The 18,309-nt window shown below is 54.1% G+C and carries 20 protein-coding genes; 9 read left to right on the forward strand and 11 right to left on the reverse strand.

The features are described 5' to 3' along the window. The first annotated feature begins 124 nt into the window (after positions 1-124). Positions 125-682: a TetR/AcrR family transcriptional regulator gene (locus tag AABB92_RS20985; protein ID WP_031378099.1), complete on the forward strand. Its 558-nt coding sequence runs from the start codon at positions 125-127 to the stop codon at positions 680-682. 51 nt (positions 683-733) lie between these two features. Here the strand turns inward: AABB92_RS20985 and feoB are convergent, their stop codons facing one another. From feoB to AABB92_RS21000, 3 genes are all read right to left on the reverse strand, one after another. Continuing rightward, complete coding sequence (gene feoB, locus AABB92_RS20990) at positions 734-3,067, reverse strand: Fe(2+) transporter permease subunit FeoB (protein WP_046289417.1); 2,334 nt, start codon at positions 3,065-3,067, stop codon at positions 734-736. After that, on the reverse strand, positions 3,064-3,291 hold the full coding sequence (feoA, locus tag AABB92_RS20995) for a ferrous iron transporter A (RefSeq protein ID WP_046289418.1): 228 nt from the start codon (positions 3,289-3,291) through the stop codon (positions 3,064-3,066). Before feoA ends, feoB begins: the two co-directional genes overlap by 4 nt. A gap of 703 nt (positions 3,292-3,994) precedes the next feature. Further along, positions 3,995-4,198 carry a hypothetical protein gene (locus AABB92_RS21000; RefSeq protein WP_031378098.1) on the reverse strand — a complete coding sequence of 68 codons (204 nt, stop codon included), beginning with the start codon at positions 4,196-4,198 and terminating at the stop codon, positions 3,995-3,997. A 62-nt stretch (positions 4,199-4,260) separates the two neighbouring features. On the opposite strand from AABB92_RS21000, the gene AABB92_RS21005 reads away from it, so the two are divergent. The 4 genes from AABB92_RS21005 (at position 4,261) to AABB92_RS21020 (ending at position 6,347) form a co-directional block, all read left to right on the forward strand. Further along, positions 4,261-4,473, forward strand: coding sequence for a hypothetical protein (locus AABB92_RS21005; RefSeq protein ID WP_152659116.1), 213 nt, complete (start codon positions 4,261-4,263; stop codon positions 4,471-4,473). Positions 4,474-5,106: 633 nt separating this feature from the next. Continuing rightward, a complete protein-coding gene (locus tag AABB92_RS21010; protein WP_031378096.1) occupies positions 5,107-5,343 on the forward strand; it encodes a YgdI/YgdR family lipoprotein in 237 nt (78 codons plus the stop codon). A gap of 61 nt (positions 5,344-5,404) precedes the next feature. After that, positions 5,405-5,947: a YfaZ family outer membrane protein gene (locus AABB92_RS21015; protein WP_046289419.1), complete on the forward strand. Its 543-nt coding sequence runs from the start codon at positions 5,405-5,407 to the stop codon at positions 5,945-5,947. A 97-nt stretch (positions 5,948-6,044) separates the two neighbouring features. Next, positions 6,045-6,347: a hypothetical protein gene (locus AABB92_RS21020; protein WP_082097629.1), complete on the forward strand. Its 303-nt coding sequence runs from the start codon at positions 6,045-6,047 to the stop codon at positions 6,345-6,347. A 64-nt stretch (positions 6,348-6,411) separates the two neighbouring features. On the opposite strand, the gene AABB92_RS21025 is transcribed toward AABB92_RS21020, so the two are convergent. Further along, positions 6,412-6,597 (reverse strand): DUF2256 domain-containing protein, encoded by a 186-nt coding sequence (locus AABB92_RS21025; protein WP_202966900.1) that lies wholly within the window; start codon positions 6,595-6,597, stop codon positions 6,412-6,414. 1,228 nt (positions 6,598-7,825) lie between these two features. Here AABB92_RS21025 and AABB92_RS21030 point away from each other — a divergent pair. Further along, complete coding sequence (locus AABB92_RS21030; protein WP_031378094.1) at positions 7,826-8,227, forward strand: H-NS family histone-like protein; 402 nt, start codon at positions 7,826-7,828, stop codon at positions 8,225-8,227. Positions 8,228-8,481: 254 nt separating this feature from the next. Here AABB92_RS21030 and AABB92_RS21035 read toward each other — a convergent pair whose 3' ends face one another. Both AABB92_RS21035 and AABB92_RS21040 read right to left on the reverse strand, forming a co-directional pair. Further along, the gene (locus tag AABB92_RS21035) at positions 8,482-8,931 is read right to left on the reverse strand and encodes a VOC family protein (protein WP_031378093.1); all 450 of its coding nucleotides are present in this window, start codon (positions 8,929-8,931) and stop codon (positions 8,482-8,484) included. A gap of 68 nt (positions 8,932-8,999) precedes the next feature. Further along, a complete protein-coding gene (locus AABB92_RS21040) occupies positions 9,000-10,562 on the reverse strand; it encodes a sensor domain-containing diguanylate cyclase (RefSeq protein WP_031378092.1) in 1,563 nt (520 codons plus the stop codon). Positions 10,563-10,832: 270 nt separating this feature from the next. Between AABB92_RS21040 and AABB92_RS21045 the strand changes: the two genes are divergently transcribed. Then, the gene (locus AABB92_RS21045; RefSeq protein WP_031378091.1) at positions 10,833-11,234 is read left to right on the forward strand and encodes an H-NS family histone-like protein; all 402 of its coding nucleotides are present in this window, start codon (positions 10,833-10,835) and stop codon (positions 11,232-11,234) included. Positions 11,235-11,338: 104 nt separating this feature from the next. On the opposite strand, the gene AABB92_RS21050 is transcribed toward AABB92_RS21045, so the two are convergent. Then, positions 11,339-12,316, reverse strand: coding sequence for a GlxA family transcriptional regulator (locus AABB92_RS21050; protein WP_031378090.1), 978 nt, complete (start codon positions 12,314-12,316; stop codon positions 11,339-11,341). A 69-nt stretch (positions 12,317-12,385) separates the two neighbouring features. Next, complete coding sequence (locus AABB92_RS21055) at positions 12,386-13,165, reverse strand: MBL fold metallo-hydrolase (RefSeq protein WP_046289421.1); 780 nt, start codon at positions 13,163-13,165, stop codon at positions 12,386-12,388. A gap of 343 nt (positions 13,166-13,508) precedes the next feature. Between AABB92_RS21055 and AABB92_RS21060 the strand changes: the two genes are divergently transcribed. Next, complete coding sequence (locus tag AABB92_RS21060) at positions 13,509-14,177, forward strand: DUF2268 domain-containing putative Zn-dependent protease (protein WP_031378089.1); 669 nt, start codon at positions 13,509-13,511, stop codon at positions 14,175-14,177. Positions 14,178-14,230: 53 nt separating this feature from the next. Here AABB92_RS21060 and ahr read toward each other — a convergent pair whose 3' ends face one another. The 3 genes from ahr to AABB92_RS21075 all read right to left on the reverse strand — a co-directional run bounded on the left by ahr (position 14,231) and on the right by AABB92_RS21075 (position 17,890). After that, positions 14,231-15,247 (reverse strand): NADPH-dependent aldehyde reductase Ahr, encoded by a 1,017-nt coding sequence (ahr, locus tag AABB92_RS21065; RefSeq protein ID WP_031378088.1) that lies wholly within the window; start codon positions 15,245-15,247, stop codon positions 14,231-14,233. Positions 15,248-15,351: 104 nt separating this feature from the next. Then, positions 15,352-17,325 carry a methyl-accepting chemotaxis protein gene (locus AABB92_RS21070; protein ID WP_031378087.1) on the reverse strand — a complete coding sequence of 658 codons (1,974 nt, stop codon included), beginning with the start codon at positions 17,323-17,325 and terminating at the stop codon, positions 15,352-15,354. 268 nt (positions 17,326-17,593) lie between these two features. Beyond that, positions 17,594-17,890 carry a hypothetical protein gene (locus tag AABB92_RS21075; RefSeq protein ID WP_031378086.1) on the reverse strand — a complete coding sequence of 99 codons (297 nt, stop codon included), beginning with the start codon at positions 17,888-17,890 and terminating at the stop codon, positions 17,594-17,596. A 205-nt stretch (positions 17,891-18,095) separates the two neighbouring features. Here AABB92_RS21075 and AABB92_RS21080 point away from each other — a divergent pair, with 205 nt between their 5' ends. Then, the gene (locus AABB92_RS21080; protein ID WP_072051034.1) at positions 18,096-18,281 is read left to right on the forward strand and encodes a con-10 family general stress protein; all 186 of its coding nucleotides are present in this window, start codon (positions 18,096-18,098) and stop codon (positions 18,279-18,281) included. Positions 18,282-18,309: the final 28 nt, after the last annotated feature.

The raw sequence follows: 18,309 nt of genomic DNA on the forward strand, positions 1-18,309 counted from the left end.
ATGATGAGATTCAGCGGTCAGAAACTGGACTAATGATGATGTTCATAATCTATAATGTCAATCGCTTTGATTACGATCATCATAAATGTATGATGGCGTCACGATGAGCAGGAGGTAGTCAGCAATGAAAGTGTCTAAGCAGCAGGTACAGGCAAATCGGGCGCATATCGTGAAAACAGCGTCTGAACTGTTTCGTGCCCGAGGGTTTGACGGCATTGGCGTGGCAGAACTGATGTCAGCGGCGGGATTCACCCACGGTGGGTTTTACAAACACTTTCAGTCAAAAGCCGATCTGATGACGGAGGCGGTGGCCGGTGGATTTTCTCAGGCAGCCGCGCAGCTGAAAGGGGCAGACAAGGAGGCGTTTATTGCGGATTACCTGTCACGTCGCCACCGTGATTCAATGGCCACAGGTTGTATGATGGCGGCGCTGGGCGCGGATACCGCCCGCCAGCCGGACGAGGTTAAACAGGCCTTTGCCGCCGGGCTGGAGAATCAACTGGCCGCGTTAACCACCGAAAGCGGGCAGGCCGCCAGCGACCGGGCGGAATTAATCACCACCATTGCCCAGATGGTCGGTGCCATGGTGTTATCGCGGGCCTGTCCGGATGACGATCCGCTGGCAGAGGAAATACTTCAGGTCTGCCGTGTGCACATACTTAATAAGCCGGCTGAGGGCTGATTCCATCTCCGCCAGCGGCCTTTGCGGCACCGCCGGCGGGAGAGGTCAGGATTACTGCGCGAAGCTATCCTGTTTACCACAACTGCTTTTGCAGCCACCGCAGCCCGAGCCGCTGGTGACAACGGGCAGCGTAAGCGGATGTTGTTTTATCCGGTTGCCCGATTTGCGCATGGCCAGCAGGATCAGCGCATTCACTGCGAGCACGCTGATCAGGCAGGTGGCGCTGAACGCAGGATGCTCGGCAAACGTGACGCTCTGATAAAACAGAGTGGCGGTGGTATAGGCGATGTTGAGTCCCCAGAAGAATGAGAACAGCATCCAGTTACGGCCCGCTTCACGGGCAATGGCACCCATCACCGATACACAGGGAACATACAGCAGGACAAAAATCAGGTAGCTGTAGGCCGCAATGCCGTCGCCAAATTTGGCCGACATCACGCTCATCTGGCCCGCCGCCATTTCGCCATCACCTTTGCTGGCATCGATAGGATGGGCCAGCGCATCGATACTGAATGCGGCTGTCAGACCAGCCCAGGTCTCGGTCAGCGAATCCTTCAGCTCGCCAATCAGATTGAATTGCTGTGGGTCAAATGCGCCACTCTGCACGGCTTCACTGGTATAAAGGCTGTTAAGCGTACCGACCACCACTTCTTTGGCCATGATGCCGCTCACTAATCCTACCGTAGCCTGCCAGTTATCCGGCATTACGCCGATAGGCAGCAGAACGGGGGTGATCTGCTTACTGGTGGTGGCCAGCGCAGAGTGGTTAATATCGTCGACCGGCTGTCCGTTAAACGAGAAGCTGGTCAGCACGCCGATTAACATACTGACCAGGATAATCACCCGGCCGGCCCGTACCACAAACATCTTCAGTCGCTGCCAGGTCTGGATCAGCAGACTCTTCAGATGCGGTCGGTGATAAACCGGCAGTTCCATGATAAAGGGTGAGGCTTCGCCACCCAGCAAAGTGTGCTTCAGCACTAAGCCGGTAACGATCGCCACCACAATACCCAGCAGATAGAGTGAAAAGACCAGGCTGGAGCCATGGGCGCTGAAGAAAGTGGCAGCGAATACTGCAAAGATGGCCAGTCGCGCTCCGCAGGACATAAAGGGCGCAATCAGTACCGTGAGCAGCCGTTCACGCGGCGTATCCAGAGTACGGGCTCCCATAACCGAAGGCACATTGCAGCCAAATCCAACAATCAGCGGCACAAAGGATTTACCGGGCAGCCCCAGTGATTGCATCAGGCGATCCATAACAAAGGCGGCGCGTGCCATGTAACCGGAATCTTCCAGAAACGAGAGAAAAAGGAACATCAGCCCAATCTGTGGGATGATCGGCAGCACGGTGTTGATGCCCGCTCCTATCCCCTGCGCCAGAAAAACGGTCAGCCAGGCCGGAAAATGACAGACGTAGCCCAGCCACTGCGCACCGTGGATAAATATCGCCACCGAGCTGCTGTCAAACAGCGGCTGTAACGCGGCACCGATATTAATCGACAATACAAACATCACGTACATCACCGCCAGAAAGATCGGAATACCCAGCCAGCGGTTCAGCACGATGTTATCAATCCGGCTGGTCAGGCTGCCGGGCGCGGCGTGATGAATGTTACTGACGGCGGCGCACAGTGCGTGGATCGCACGGTAACGGTAATCGGCAATCAGCACCCCGGTATCACCACCGGCCTGCTGAACGATCGCCGGCAACTGCGGCACCAGCGTCGGGCAGAGCTGCTGACTGTTGATATCGCCTTCCAGTAACTGTAATGCCAGCCAGTAACGTTTTTGCGGCGATATCGAAGCAGGCATCAGCGTGCAAAGTTGAGTAATCGCGGCTTCAACATTTTCCGGATAGCGCACCCGCTCTGGTGCAGTGTAGCGGTGCGGATGATCAATCAGCGCCTTGAGCTGTGCGATACCTTCGCCGCGGGTCGAAGTCAGCGAGACCACCGGGCAGCCCAGCCGCGCTGACAAGGCATCAACATCAATAACGATATTCTGGCTGGCGGCGATATCCTGCATATTGAGGGCCACAATGCAGGGGACACCGAGTTCGAGTAGCTGAAACGTCAGGAACAGATTGCTTTCAAGGTTCGACGCATCCACCACGTTAATCACCAAATCGGCGTGATCGTTGTACAGATACTGGCAGGCGATACTTTCGTCGATTGAGCTTTCAGCCGAGAGCGTGGTGAGAGACCGGGTGCCGGGCAGATCGATAAGTCGTACATCAGACTGAGCAGTAAAAAATTGTCCTTCTTTACGCTCGACCGTTACACCGGCCCAGTTACCGACCCGCTGGCGGGCACCAGTGAGCTGATTGAATAAGGTTGTTTTACCGGTATTAGGATTACCGATCAGCCCAATGGTTATGTTTTTCATGAGACCATTTCCTCAAGAACGATGGCATCGAGGTCACGCTGACGCACCGCCAGACTCACCCTGCGGGTACGGATTTGCACCGGGTCGCCCATTGGTGCGACACGGATAATCTCAATCACCGCCCCCGGGAGCATGCCCATGGTGAGTAATTTCTGACGCCAGGCCGGATTCACCGCGGGCTGATAGCCGAGGATTCGATAGGTACTGTGCATGTTCATCGACATATAACCATCTGGTTGGTGGTAAGAGGCAGTGATTATATAAATGATAAGCATTCCGGAATTTGATCTAAGATCAGGCGAAGCGGATTAATGTCAGGAAACGTCAACTCTGTTTCAACTAACAGCAGATTGAGTCCGTAACGTCAGCATCCGACAGGCTCGCGGGTAGTCAGATACCCGCGACCCGTGCCGGCCGCCGCTTAAAACCGTGCCCTGCCAGACATGACGGATTTACCGCCACACCAGACAATCACTAAGCCCAACGCCCCGGTGAGCTGATTTTATGGCGCTGGCGACATGAAATCAGGGATTTCCGGGGGCTTGCGGTTGGCTGCCGATCAGGTAGTTAACTACTAGATACTTAGTTACATCATTCAATGAAGCGATATAAACATATCGGGCCTGCGGCCCGGCGGCGCGCCTCGTCAGGAGGTCATTCCGGGCGCATGTCTAAGGTTTGCACCCGACAACGATCAGGTCGATCGCCGTACTTTCACATCGCAGCGGACTCTGTATGGAGGGGCTCAGCGGTAACGCCGGGCTACCACAATAAAAACCTTATTACAGGATGATGTAACTATTATCGGTAACCACCTTGCCTGTCACTGGCGGTTGTTCGCAAAACGCGATACGACATCTGTTGCGCAGGCCCCTCCCCGCCAGGCCTGCTTCGGTTTTGCCATTTAATCTAAACGAAATCGGCGGCTTATTTCTGCGTCAGCCAGAAACCATCCTCTTCTTTTTCAATCGACATCTCGCTGCCTTGTTTAACCAGATTAACCAGACGAAAAAACTCATCGCCTGAAATATTCCAGCTAAGCCGGATGCGCGCCCGACTGCCCTGCTCCAGTAGCGTTGCGGCTTGCGTGAATGAAGTGGCGCTGATAACTGTCTGATCCGAACTGTTCATACCTGTCCTTAACCGTTAGCAGCAGAAGAAAGCTGTCCCGGATGCTAAAGGGCGATTCTCTGATGCTGACCCGCCAGGCAAACGAGCGCAGCCGGTTTTCTGCCGCTGTATCGCAGCTCACGGGTCACATCTGCCAGCCAACATCGTCGGCTACACCGCCGGTTAAATTTATCGCCAATCGTCTTCGGGGATTAACCGAAGCGTTAAACGAGCGCTATTTTAGGCAGCCGGACAGCGGATTGATGCTGGCAGAAATCTTAAAACCCGGTTTTTAATGTAACCATTACGGCAGCCGGTTCGGCTAATTAACGTCACTGCCTCGCTTACCAACCAGCAGAAAGCGGAGAAGGTGACGATGTAATAGGCTGAGCCCGCCGGCAAAAACGTTTGTCTGGTCGAATTTTTCCGGAAAAAAATGGCCGTAATATATTTCTCTTTCCAGCAGATTTAACCGAACCCGCGCAGATACCCTTTTCAAACCGATTACCGGCTGGCCAGGTCGCTCACGCTGCGCTATTTCACCGTGCCGCTGTTCAGAAACTGGCCGGTTTAAGCGGTGAAATTTGCCCGAGCCGGGATTATTCCGCTGCTCTTTATCCCCGGATTAGGGTCTGCTGGACCGAAGCAAATAATGGGCGCGATTCAGTGATGTTCTGACAGCATCAGCCGTCACTACTGTAATTCAGCCGCCTTGTTTCTCGGCGGGTGCGCCAGCATTAATACGGTAGCGCAAGTGCATCTCTGCCGGTAAGTAAAGGGCTTCATTGATCAACAATGATCTGGATCATTACAGGCTTATTAAAACAAACTCAGGCCTTAACGTTAACGACCGGTTTAATAAACGAGGGTGAAAATGCAGCGTCCCGACAATACCGGGCGTCATTAACAGACTGTATCAGGAAGTAAAAATGAAATTCTCAGCAACCGTTAAAAAAACGTTATTTCCCCTTGGCTTGCTCACTGCGGTGATACTGGTCGCAGGATGCTCAAGCAATTACGTCATCTCGACCCGCGACGGACATATGATTTCCACCCACGGCAAACCCGCCAAAGATAAAGAAACCGGTCTGATCTCCTATCAAGATACCGACGGTAATACGCATCAACTGCAGCAGCAGGATGTAAAAGAGATTGTTGAAAAATAGCGATTTATTGACTTAAAACGAGACTGCAAAGCAGCCATTGTTACACCAGGGATTACTAAAAATGAAAACAACTGTGATTGGCATCAGCCTGCTGCTGTGTGCTTCGTCATCGGCTATGGCCATCGGCCTGAGCGCAGAGCAGGGTAAAAACTTTACTGCCCTCGACGCAGAAATCGGGCGATCTTCAGGCGGACTTTATCTGGATAGTCAGTGGGTTAAAAACACCGATGACGGCGTGCAGATTGGACAGGCAGGCACCGGTTATAGCCTGGAATTAGGCCCGGTAATGCTGTCCGCTGGCATCAAAGCCACCTATATCGGCGGTAAGAAAGGCGATAACGGCGTCGCCTTCCCGGTCGGTGGCGGTGTAAGGCTGAATCTGCCCGCTAACTTTGCCCTCTACGGAGAGGGATATTCGGCTCCCGAATCCTTCGCTAACAGCGTTAAAAATTTCGTTGAGGCCGATGGCGGAATCAGCTGGACACCGATGATGCCACTGACGCTGAAAGCGGGTTATCGCTATGCGGGCGTGGATGGTAAAGATGGACGTCCCGGTCATACGCTGATTGACGGTCCCTTCATTGGTGGCGGTGTTACCTTCTGATCGGCTTACCCTGCTCCCTCCTTTTTTCTGTCAACTGGCCGGTACGCTGCAAGGTCTGCCGGCCTGATTCCAGAGTAAACTCGCTGAGAAACCAATGATGAAACCGTTATTACTGCTGATTTTTACGCTCAGCCTGAGCGGCTGCGTAGAATATAAATGGGTCAAACCTGATGCTTCAGACCAGCAGGAAAACAGAGCTGAGATCGCCTGTCAGGCTCAGGCATTACGCGATTTACCCCCTGACAACGTGGTCAGCGGTAAATACACCGCTAAAGACAGCAAGTACAAAACCACCGACACGGATTATTCCACCCGTGGCGCAAATGAAACGCAGCGGGCGATTCTGGTGAAGGACTGCATGTTCAAACAAGGCTGGCAGCAGATTAAAGTCCAGCAGTAAAAATCGCGCGGTTTGCGTCAGTCACTCAAACCGCGCCTGATAATGTGCCTCGCCCGCCCTCGTTTTACTCGCGATTATCACTGCCCGCCCGCCCGACGGTCAGCTGACGCCGCTCACGCCGGCAGCGTTCGGAGCAGTACTTCACTTCATCCCAGCAGTTTTCCCATTTCTTACGCCAGGTCATCGGTTTATGGCAGGTCTGGCAATAGCGGACCGGCAGTGATTGTTTATTTCCTTTAAAAGTCATCAGGGTTACCTCATCAAAGGGGACTGAAACGGTATCAGGACATCAGTCTGAGTGGATGCAGGCACAGAGTTCAGACTCAGCCGCCGCCTCTCTGCTGTTCCATTGCGCTCAGTTGCCGGGCCAGCGCGGCATTTTTGACAGAATAACCCGCATGCCGTCCACGCGCGTTATACCTGCTCAGCGCGAAACCGATCTTTCAGGACGCCAGCACTGCAGCGATTAATCTTTTCGCCATGAGATTTTAATAACCGATGACAACATCCTGTTGCACCATAATGGTAAAACCGCATTTGCATCACAAAAAGCATTATCCGCCCTGTTTTTTATCCCTCTCTGCCTGTTTATGGCCTGCTGAGTCGGGTTAACGTCGGATAAAGTCCGGCGAATTAGCCCCATTGCTGGCAGCTTATCGGTTCAACGGTGGGCCGGGGAAACCGGTTTAATGCGTATAACGCAATAATGTTATCGTATACTGTCAATAATCCCCCTTTAGCTGCTTTATCGCGCATATATAAGCCTGCCTGAAAACCGAACTAAGGGTTATTATTACCCTGATTAACCAGTTTCAATTGCATCGCGACCCGCCTGCGTTTCCCTTAAGCAGCAATAATCCCTTTTGTCGCTCCTCCGTTGCGCCGTCACCGCCCGCGACTGCACAGCATCTGCGGCAGAGTATGACCAAAGTGCCGCCGGTTTTTAGCAGAAGGCTCTCCTTAAAAAAATAGACGAATCATAAAGATAAGTTATTTTTACCGAATGAAAAGTATCGGTAAGATAAATTCAACCGTTACCCGCTGCGATACTCCAGTGCGTCATTATCACACTTAACAACGCCGCGTTTACTGTTTCACCTGATATAATATGTTGCGGATTTTTAACTGCCAGCCGGGTGATATCCGGCACAGCCTAAGTGGATAGATTGCTAAAAAAGCGTGGCCTCAGCAGGAATAATGCCGCCACAGGCCGATTTAACTCATGGATAAAACAGGCGGTGTTTTTGTCATTTTGAGCGACCTTACCACCAGGTTTAAGTTCTTTTACCTTTGCGGTGTTATTGCACGTTAATTACAGTTTCAACTCTCTTAAAAAACGATTAATATGTCAGAGTTGAACTATTGGTTCAGTATTGAGATTCTTCGAAGGCAAGCATTTTAAAAAGCAGGTCTGACGAAAAGCATCAGCGTGAACCCGCTCTGTATTTTATTATCTGAACAAGACTATGGTGACTTTGATGAGTGACACTCTCAGCAGCTTGAATAATATCCGTACGCTTCGCGCAAACGCACGCGAACTTGATCTTGCTGCCCTGGAAGAAATGCTGGAAAAACTTTCTGTTGTTGTTAGTGAGCGTCGTGAAGAAGCGCAGGCTTCTGAAGCCGCTAATCGTGAGAAAGCGGAAAAACTGGCTAAATATCGCGAATTACTGCTGCAGGAAGGTATCGATCCTAACGAACTGTTAAGTGGTATGCAGTCGGCACCGGTTGAGAAGAAAAAGCGTGCGCCTCGCCCTGCCAAATATCAGTACACTGACGAAAACGGTGAAGTTAAGCAGTGGACCGGTCAGGGACGTACGCCTTCAGCGATTAAATCTGCGATTGAAAACGGTAAATCACTGGATGATTTCCTGATCTGATTGCAGTGCATCCCTTGCAGTAAATCCGCCCGATAGATGTCGGGCGGATTTATCCTCACCCGCAGTGACGCGGTAACATCCGGCTTCTATTATTCTGCCGGGCTGAAAATCAGGAGGTTATCCTCACACAAATCTGATTACACGGTAATGCCAGCCGTCAGCTCTCCCCGAATGCCTGTTCTCCTATTCCGACGACGCTCTTGCATTACTCTGTGACCCAACCGGCCATAGCGCTAAACAACATCGGACAATAATCAATCGTTCTGTTGCGAGGTGGCGTTGCGCGCCATGATAATTTCCAGGCCAATTTGTTGACCATAAGAAAGCTCAAGCGTATTCCCGTCAGGATCGGCGAAGAAAGCCCAGTAACCCACCGGTGCGCCGGACTGCTGCGCGGGCCGACGTAATACACCTTCCTGCTGCGCCAGCGCTACTTTGGCATCAATTTCCTCACGAGTGGCACAGGCGACGCCAATATGACCAAACGGCCCCAGCGGCGTATCCTCCAGGTGAGCCGACTGCACCAGCACCAGTGCAAATGGCCGGGTTAAATCTGACAGCCACGCCACTTTCTGCGCTTCCGCAATGCCAGGCTCGCGATGATGAATAACCTGCATTCCGGCATAACGCTGGTAAAAATCCACACTTTTTTCCAGATCGCGGACCTGCAGAGCAAGATGGCTGAACCCCGTATCGTTTGACATAGTCACTCCCTGAGTTGGTTGAGCGACTACCATGCCACAGCGGTAACGCCGCAAGTGATCAACGGTGCTTAACCGTCTGGCTTTTCACATTCTGCACGATTGCGCCCTTTCCGCTTAGCGCGGTACAGGGCTTCATCCGCCCGTTCAATCAGGTCTGACAATGCCTGCTGTCCGGCAATGCCGCGCTGGGTTGCACAGCCGGCGCTGAGCGTGATCCGTTTTGCCGGCAGTCCGCTGGTTAGATGCGGAATATTCAGCCGGTAAACCGCCTCAACTATCGCCCTGGCCAGTTTTGACGCCTCTTCGGAGCTGTAGCGCGGCAGAATAATCGCAAACTCTTCACCGCCATAACGGGCCGGCAGATCATTTTTACGCAGTGCAAAGTTTTTCAGAATCGACGCGACCGTTTTCAGGCACTCATCGCCCGCTACGTGTCCGTAGGTATCGTTGTAATGTTTAAAATAGTCGATATCGATCAGAATCAGAGAGACCGGCCAGCCCTGAACTCTGGCCTGTTGCAGACTTTCATACAGTCTCCGATCAAAGTAGCGGCGGTTAGCGACGCCGGTTAAGCCATCGCTATTTGCCAGGCTCTGCAGAGAAAGATTTGCCGCAGTCAGCTCGTCACGCAGTCGGGTCAGTTCCCGCTGGTAGCGCAGTGTATGTCGCGCCTGACGCAGCAAAAAAGCACTGAGCGAAAGGATCACCGCCAGCAGTGCGAGGCTCAGCATCACATCCTGTACCCGCTCGTTAATCCAGCGGCTAAACAGCGCAGATTTGTCGTAGCCGGCGGCGACAATCAGTGGATAACGTTGAGATCGTGCAAAGCCGAAGATACGTTTTTCGCCATCAAGCGCGGCCTTCCACTGCCCGCTGCCCTGATCGGCATCGGCCAGCATTTTGCGGAACAGAGGGCTTGAGGAGAGGTTTTTGCCAATATAGCTGTCCGGCTTCGGCCGGGCATAAAGTACCGTGCTGTCTGCCAGCATCAGCACCAGTACGTCGCGCGCGCCCAGCTCGTAATAGCTGTAGAAGTGGCGAAAGTAGTCCACTTTTATGGTCGCGAGCAGGACACCATCAAAACCATTTGAGCCATCATTGACGCGCAGCGACACCGGAATCACCAGATCGCCGGTGGTACGGCTGCGGAGCACCGGCCCGACATGCACGCTGCTACGCAGACTGGCGCGGTGATAACTGAAATACTCTCGATCGGAATTATTGATACCGATCGGCGTCCGGCTCATCGAGGTAGCGATCCAGCGGCCCTGGGCATCGTAATAGAACAATCCGTGCAGCTGCGGCAGCCGATTTTGCAACAGGCGCATAGTCTGACTCAGCGCATCACCATCGACACGATTGTTCACTATCTGGCTCTGCAGGTCGCGCTGTACTTCGCGCAGCGACAGTTCCGTCTGCAGAAAGGTATCTTCTGCCTGTCGCGCCTGTGACAGGGACAGATTGACCGCCATCTCTTCAGTCTGGTTAACGGCGTCACGCCAGTCTTCACGCAGCGTCCACAGATTGATACCGATGACCACCACGGTGAGTACCAGACCTGATAACGTAATGCTTTTGAGTAGCGGCGAAATCTTTGGCGCGGGTGCCGCATTTTTGCTGCGAAACTTCATGCCCATCCTTATTCAAACCCTTTCACTGAGTTAAGCACAGTTAATGGAGGGCAAAAGTACAAATATCATTGTTGTGTTATGCAGAGTGTTTCATTTTTGCGCCCGCATTCTAAACCCTGGTGCATAAAGCCGCCTGCCCTAATTCAGTCTGCCTTGATCTCATCCCCGAATCGGCCGCAACCCTTCAAAAATCAGTGGGATGAATGGTATCCTTACCGCTTACAGTGAATGTGCGCTGTAAATTAATGTGAGTACTGAAGGACCTTTTTTATGAGTGAAAACCTGAGCAGCCTGAATAATATCCGCACCCTGCGCGCGCAGTCGCGCAATATAACGTTAGATGTGCTGGACGAGATGGTGCAGAAATTAGAGACAGTGGTCAGAGAACGACGCGAAGCAGAGGAAGCCCAGGCGGCCGAAGCGCGCGAAAAAGCTGAAAAACTGGCGATGTACCGTGAACTGCTAAAGGAAGACGGAATCGACCCGACTGAACTGTTAGCGGGCCTGTCCCCGGCCACCCGCAGCGGTAAAAAGCGCACCAGGCGCCCGGCAAAATATCAGTACCGCGATGAAAATGGCGAGCTGAAATACTGGACCGGTCAGGGCCGTACGCCATCACCGATTAAAACCGCTCTCGAAAACGGCCAGTCACTGGATGATTTTCTGCTTTAATCCTGGCTGATTCCGTTCCGGAAAATTTGGCCGCGCCTGCACGCTGAATTTTCCGGCACGCTTTTTTATCCGCCGTCGATGTTATGGCGAGCGTCTGGTCATAACTAGCCGTGTTCTGCGGTGGTGACCGGCAACGGCCCGCGGAAAGTTCGCCGCCATTCGCTGGGGGCGACGCCAAATCGATGTTTGAAACGCTGACGAAAAGAGATAGGTGAGGTGAAGCCCACTTTTTCGGCCACGCTCTCAATACTGATATCGGTAGTTTCCAGCAGTTCCTGGCTGCGTTGCAGTCGCTCCGCCGTCAGCCAGTCGCCCAGCGTCATCCCGGTCGCCTTGAAAAAATGGCGCGTCAGCGTTCGCCGGCTCATACCAGCCGAACGCGCCAGTGAATCCAGATCGTGCGGCTGATGCAGGTTGCGCCGCAGCGACTCCAGCAGCGTATTGATTTTGCCGTCACGGGTATTCTCCGGTACCGGGCGCTCAATAAACTGCGCCTGCCCCCCTTCACGATACGGCGGCACCACCATTCTTCTGGCCACCCGATTAGCCACAGCGCTGCCGTAGTGCTTACGGATGATATCCAGACAGCAGTCGATGCCGGCGGCGGTTCCTGCCGAGGTAATCAGGCGATCGTCGCGGGTATAGAGCGCATTACTGTCGAGATGAACCTGCGGAAAGCGCTGGCTGAAGTCACGTTCAAATTCCCAGTGGGTCGCGGCACGATGCTGGTCGAGCAGACCAGCATAGGCCAGCACATAGGTACCCAGACACAGCCCGACCACTTCAGCGCCGCGCTGCCAGGCAGCGGCCAGCTTATCGAGCAGCCGCTGATCGGGCTTTTCAGCCGGATTGTGCCAGTACGGCAGAATGATAATATCCGCCGTATCCAGCTGTTCAAGCCCATGTTCCACATTAATCGACAGGCCGATCTCCGACAGAACCGTGCCGGGCTTTTCGGCGCAGATTGTGACACGGAAAAGATCCGGCTGCGGCATCGCTGATCCAAACAGGATGCAGGGAACCGAAAAGTGGAACGGACTGAATCCAGCCGTCGCTACCACTGCAACATTCAACGCAGTCATCTCGCCTCCTTAATCGTCGGCTCCCCCAGCTGGCGAGCAGGAGAAAAGTGCTCTGATCCGGCGTGCCGGTCAGAACGTTATAGTTTCACCGTCCTGCGGGATAAGCACTTTATCGGTTATCCCCTGCTGATCGGTATAGGCCCGCAGCTCGGCACGGGTCAGCAGACAGTGGTTGATCGCTTCCATGTGCGACGCGACCAGCGTTGCCTCAGGCACGATCTCCAGCGTGTGCAGTGTATCCTCTTTTCCCATAATAATCGGGCCATAGAGATCGTTAGTCGCATTACCGATATTCAGCACCACCACGTCCGGCTGAAAACGTTGCAGGCTTCTTACATATGGCTTAACCCAGACAGTATCGCCCGCAATATAGAGCGTTTTTTCCGTCGGATGAGTAAACACCAGTCCGCAGGCATCGCCCAGCAGATCTGCCATGACTTTGTCGGCATACAGCGCGTTGCTGCCATGCTGGCCGTCAGTTTTATAGATCGTCAGGCCGTCGACAAACGCATTTTCTTCCTGCAGCACCTGAACGTTGAGGAAACCCTGAGAGCGAATCAGGTCAGCATCGCTGTGATTCTGGGTATAAATCATCATCGTTTTTGGCACCAGCTGCTGCGCGGCCTCGTCCCAGTGATCGGTATGGGTGTGGGTAAGGATAACCGCATCGACATCCAGCAGCTGCGAAATCGGCATCGGCAGTTCAACCATCGGATTTCTCAGGTGCGGACGGGCGTTGCCGACAAAGCCCGGCCAGGCTTCTTTTTCAGCCAGCATCGGGTCAATCAGGAATTTCTTGCCGGCATAGTGCAGCACCAGCGTGGCGTTACGGACTTGGGTCAATTTCATAATCAGGCTCCGGTCTGTGTTCAGTCGAGTGCAGCCAGCGTCGGCGACGTCATTGCTGCGATGGAGTGACTTTACCCGGTTGCGAACGCTGGCGTGACAGGCTCGATGGACAGTGATCGATGAAATCGGGCCAACCTGCTGGCTCAGCCAAATCCCTCGTCGCAATCGGCAAAATTCGCGCGCGTCGGAGATGACAGTGTCGTCATGTCGCAGCTAAGCTGGATGACACGAAGGCAAAACCGATCGGCTGACGCATTTGGATATCCGCGTCGGTGAGGTTCAGGCCGGGCAGCGAAACCTGACCGCTTTTCCGGCTCAATCTGATCCGCTGCAGGAGTGAATAATGGCTGAACAATGGAAACTGCACTGGCTGGAAGCGTCAGGCGATTTACAGGATTATCAAACGGAGATTACCCACCAGTCTGATGCGGCATGCCAGATCCTGTCAGCGGTTATGCCGCCACCGCGCCTCGATATTCTGGTTCAGTGCGCGCCAGCGGCGGTGATTCCGGAAACCGGTACCGGCGGCTACGCCTATAGTGCGACGCTGTTTGGTCTGACAATCGATCCGGCTAATCCTCAACTGGCGCAGACACTTAGCAGCGGTGCGCTGATGCGCACTATCCTGCACGAAGTACATCACTGTTTGCGCATGGCGGGTCCCGGATACGGCTGGACGCCAGGCGACGCGCTGGTAAGTGAAGGGCTGGCTGGACAGTTTGTTTGCTGGTTACTGGACTCACCACCCGAACGGTGGGAGCGGGCATCTGAACGGCAGTGGCTGCTGGACAATCCGGTCACGCTGGCGGCGTTGAATAACCCTCATTACGATCATGCTGCCTGGTTCTTTGGCAGCGGAACCTATCCCCGCTGGTACGGTTACACGCTGGGCTATCAGCTGGTAGTCGCGTGGCGCGATCAGCTTCCGGTCTTAACGCCGGAAAAATGGCTTAACGTGACGGCGGAAGAAGTGATCGCCGCCGGGCTCCACTGCGGGCTGGTAACCCGCTGAAAGCAAAAAAAATGCCGCAGAAATCTGCGGCATCGGTTTTCATAAGACGATTATCAGAAATCGGCTTTCAACACCACACGGTAATTAGCTTTACCGGCGCGCACGTGTTCCAGCGCTTTATTGATGTCTGACATCGGGAAGAACTCAACCTGCGGCGCAATATCAGCACGCGAAGCCAGCTTCAGTAACGAACGCAGCTGACCCGGCGAGCCGGTCGAAGAACCGGTTACCGCTTTGTCACCCATGATCAGGTCAAACGCACCCACCTGGAACGGCTTCATCACTGCACCGACGGTATGGAATTTACCTTTAGGTGCCAGCGCCGCGAAATACGGTTTCCAGTCCAGATCGACCGCGACAGTGCTGAGGATCAGATCGAAACGACCCGCCTGCTGTTTCAGCGCTTCAGCGTCACGGCTGTTAACCACTTCGTCTGCGCCCATGTCCAGAATCGATTGTTTCTTGTCTGGCGTTGAGCTGAATGCCACCACTTCCGCACCCATTGCATGCAGAATTTTAATGGCGATGTGGCCGAGACCACCGATACCGATCACGCCAACCCGGCTGGTAGCGGTGATGTTGCTCATCAGCAGCGGTTTGAAGACGGTGATACCGCCACACAGCAGCGGACCGGCGGTGGTAACGTCCAGTTTCTCCGGCAGCGGGATCACCCATTGCCAGTCGGCACGCAGTTTCTCAGCAAAACCACCCTTGTTCATGATGGTCGGAATGCTGCCCTGCTGGCAGTTAACCTGCTCACCATTGATACAGGCGTCGCAGTGCTGACAGCTTTTCGCGGTCCAGCCAATGCCCACCCGCTGACCAATCGACAGGCCTTTGTTTTTTGCCGCGTCGCCCAGCGCAGAAACCCGTCCAATCACTTCATGTCCGGCAATAACGGGAAACTGTGAAATGCCCCACTCGTTGTCGATCATCGACAGGTCAGAGTGGCAGACGCCACAATACTCAACCTCTACTTCAACCTCTTCTGCTGCAAGTTCAGCAACATCGTATTCATAAAGTTCAAGCGCCTGACCAGCCTGCATGGCTGCATAACTTTTAATTTTCATTGGTACCTCTGCGTGGTTAATCACCGTCAAGTGTAACAACTGCAGGCGCGGCTTGCCTGGCCGATACGCCTGCACCGCACTTTGTTGTCTTTTTTGCTGAAAAATCAGCCGTTAACCTGCCCGCCAGACAGAACCTGTAACACTTTTAGCTGCGCCACCGCATCCTGCATCGCATCCATACCCTGGGTTAATTCACGCAGGCTGCCGAGGTGTTTAGCAATATCGGCGCGCTCATGACGGGTCTGCTGATTCATGGTCGCCAGGGTGTCAGCGGCACTGATGCTGCGTGCGGCCATTTGGGTCGCGGTCTGCGCACTGTCACTGGCCACCAGCCGGATGCGTGCGATGGTGCTCACCGCCTCACTGATGTTACTGGCGGTAGCCTCAGCCTGCTCTTTGGAGGAGTGTGCCAGCCGACGCACTTCGCCAGCCACCACCGCAAAACCCCGGCCCGCTTCACCGGCACGGGCGGCTTCCACTGCCGCGTTCAGTGCCAGAATATTGGTCTGGAAGGCGATGTTACTGATGCCGTGGGTTATCTCGTTAATCCCGTGCGAAATTTTCTCCAGATCGTCCAGCCCGTCATCCAGCCGGCCCTGCGCCTGCTGGCTCTGGGTGGCGATGTCGCTGATGGCGCGAATGCTGTTTTCCGCCAGGCTCAGGGTTTCGCCCTGACTTTGGGTGGCGCGCTCTAATACCGGCAGTGCCTCCATCAGCGGCGTCAGCGCCTGCTGATAGCTGATCACCCGATCAAGCACCCCCGTCTGTACGCTGTTCAGCGCTTCCCAGCGACGTAATGCCCGTTGCGCATAGTGTGCCGCGTACCCGGCGTACTCCACCGGAAACTGACTCATCGCTTTCACCTCATGATTAAAGAACACCAGCGCCGACAGCGTCTGGTTGATCGGCACGCCAAGGATCTCGCCAAAGCTGGAGAATCCCGCCGCCGGGATACCTTTGAAAAAGTGGGCGTCGTGTAACTGACCGGCATTTCCGACGCGACGCAGAATACAGTCGTTCATCAGTATCGCCGCCGGTTTGCCGTGCTGACGGGCAAACGCCTGCCACTCCAGCTGCGTCGCCTGTTTGAAGTCCTTTTCCTGCATCAGGAACAGCCGGTCGCCAAACTCCAGATCGCAGAAAAACTGCACGCTGTCAGACTCAATTTTGGCCACCGAACGAATAAAGTATTCATCGCCGACCCTGACGCCAAAAGTCAGCCCCTGTAGCCGTTCTGTCAGCTGGGTCTGTTTGCAGTTCAGGTGGGTGCATAGCGCGGAAACCAGCGATTGCTGCTGGCCCTGACGGTTAAATACCGAACTGACGGTGCGCGCGATCGGATCGGCCTCGGCGATCAACCAGCTGTTGTCGAGCGGCGTAAAGTTCTGGCTTTTGAACGGGGCAAACGATTTTCCCGCTGCCATCTGGCAAAAAATAATTACCGCTTTGCCCTGTAGTATCTTGCCGCCAACCCCAATCCAGGTGCCGTCAAAGCTGATTTTACCGCCGGCCGATCCGCCAATCGCCAGACAGGGGAAACGTCCGCTGTTGTACCAGGCCTGCATCAGGAAACCTTCCGAGGCAGAAAGACCGTCGCAGTAGATCATCGCGAAGGTCCGATCGGCAGAGAGCGGCATCCGCAACTGCAACCGCTCCAGCTCCTGCTGTATCGCTGTGATCCGCTGGCTGGCGGTGTGGGTATCCTGCACGTGCAGGTCAATAATGTGCGTTTCATGCCGCGCAATCAGGCTGTCAGGCAACCAGAGCCAGCTTCCTTCCTGACCGGCACCGTCGCAATAGGTAGTCTGGCGACCGCTGCTGCTTAGCGCGCCATTAGAGGAGAGCGTCAGGACCGTCAGGTCAGCGGACGTAAAGCGTTGCCAGGCCTGACTGGCCCGCTGAAAATCCGCTTCAGGCGGAATAAAAGTCATCAGCAGACCGCCTGCGCGCTGGCTTAATCCCGCCGCGCTGAGCGACGCCGGCAACGCACGACAATCAAAAGTGCCATTCGCAGGCTGGCTGCTACGCCCAAAACGGGCAGCAGGCAGGCGTTTTTTTATCGCCTTAATAATCGACATATTATTGTTTTCGCTGTGATAAGAATGATTTTGCGCTAAAGAAAGCGCTTTCTGGTGTGTTTAAAAGGAGGGCTAAAAGCAGGTCCGTACGCGTTCAGAACTCATGGCTGAGGGCCGGAATCATCATTGATCGGCACGCTCAACGCCTGTTCGTTATCGCCAATAGCGGGAAAAGCTTTAACAATTACTGTAGGTGGTGAAAACGATGAAAACAGCGCGTTTAAGCAGCATAAAATAAGCCGGGAAGCGATCCCGGCAACGTTACTGCTTACTCGTCGCGACTTTCATGCCAGTGCTGCTCACAGCGCTCCCGGGCCTCGGCCGGTAAGTCGCGCAGGTCAGGCAGACTGTCGCCGGCGCCATAGCCCATTGAGCCGGTCACTTCTTCCTGCTCATCCTGGGCAGCAAAGCTCAGTGTCTCATCCAGCGCCTGCCATTCGCCGTCCTGTTGACGATAAATCACCGCATGGGTCGGTGTCTGAGCATCATCGCCATAAATTTCATATTTTTGCTTCCGGGGGTCAGAACCAAACTCAAGCGTATCGATTAAGGTTGCATCAGTCATCGCGTTCTCCTTTTTCGTTGAGCTTATAAGGGTAGCCTGGGGATCGCAGGCTCGCTGCCGTTTCCCGCCCGGTGCGCGCTGATAATCAGCCTGAAAACAACATTTTCCCGGGGTTGTATTGGCATAAACGAAGCGGTCATCTATGCTTCGTGGTGTGACTAGCTAGTCCTTTTTATCTAATGGAACGTTGATAGGAGGTCTCTCTATGACACAACAGAAATACCGAGGTGGTGCTGGCAATTTTGCCAACGATCCGGGCCGTGCGAGCGAAGCTGGCAGTGCAGGAGGCAAAGTCAGTGGGGGCAATTTCAAAAACGATCATGAAAAAGCCAGGGAAGCCGGTCGGAAAGGGGGCAGGATCAGTCGGCGTCCTGCCAGTAATTCTGAATAAGGCGCCTTAGGACGTTTTACGCCATGGA

The organism is Pantoea brenneri (genome assembly GCF_038594305.1).
GTDB classification, from domain to species: domain Bacteria; phylum Pseudomonadota; class Gammaproteobacteria; order Enterobacterales; family Enterobacteriaceae; genus Pantoea; species Pantoea brenneri.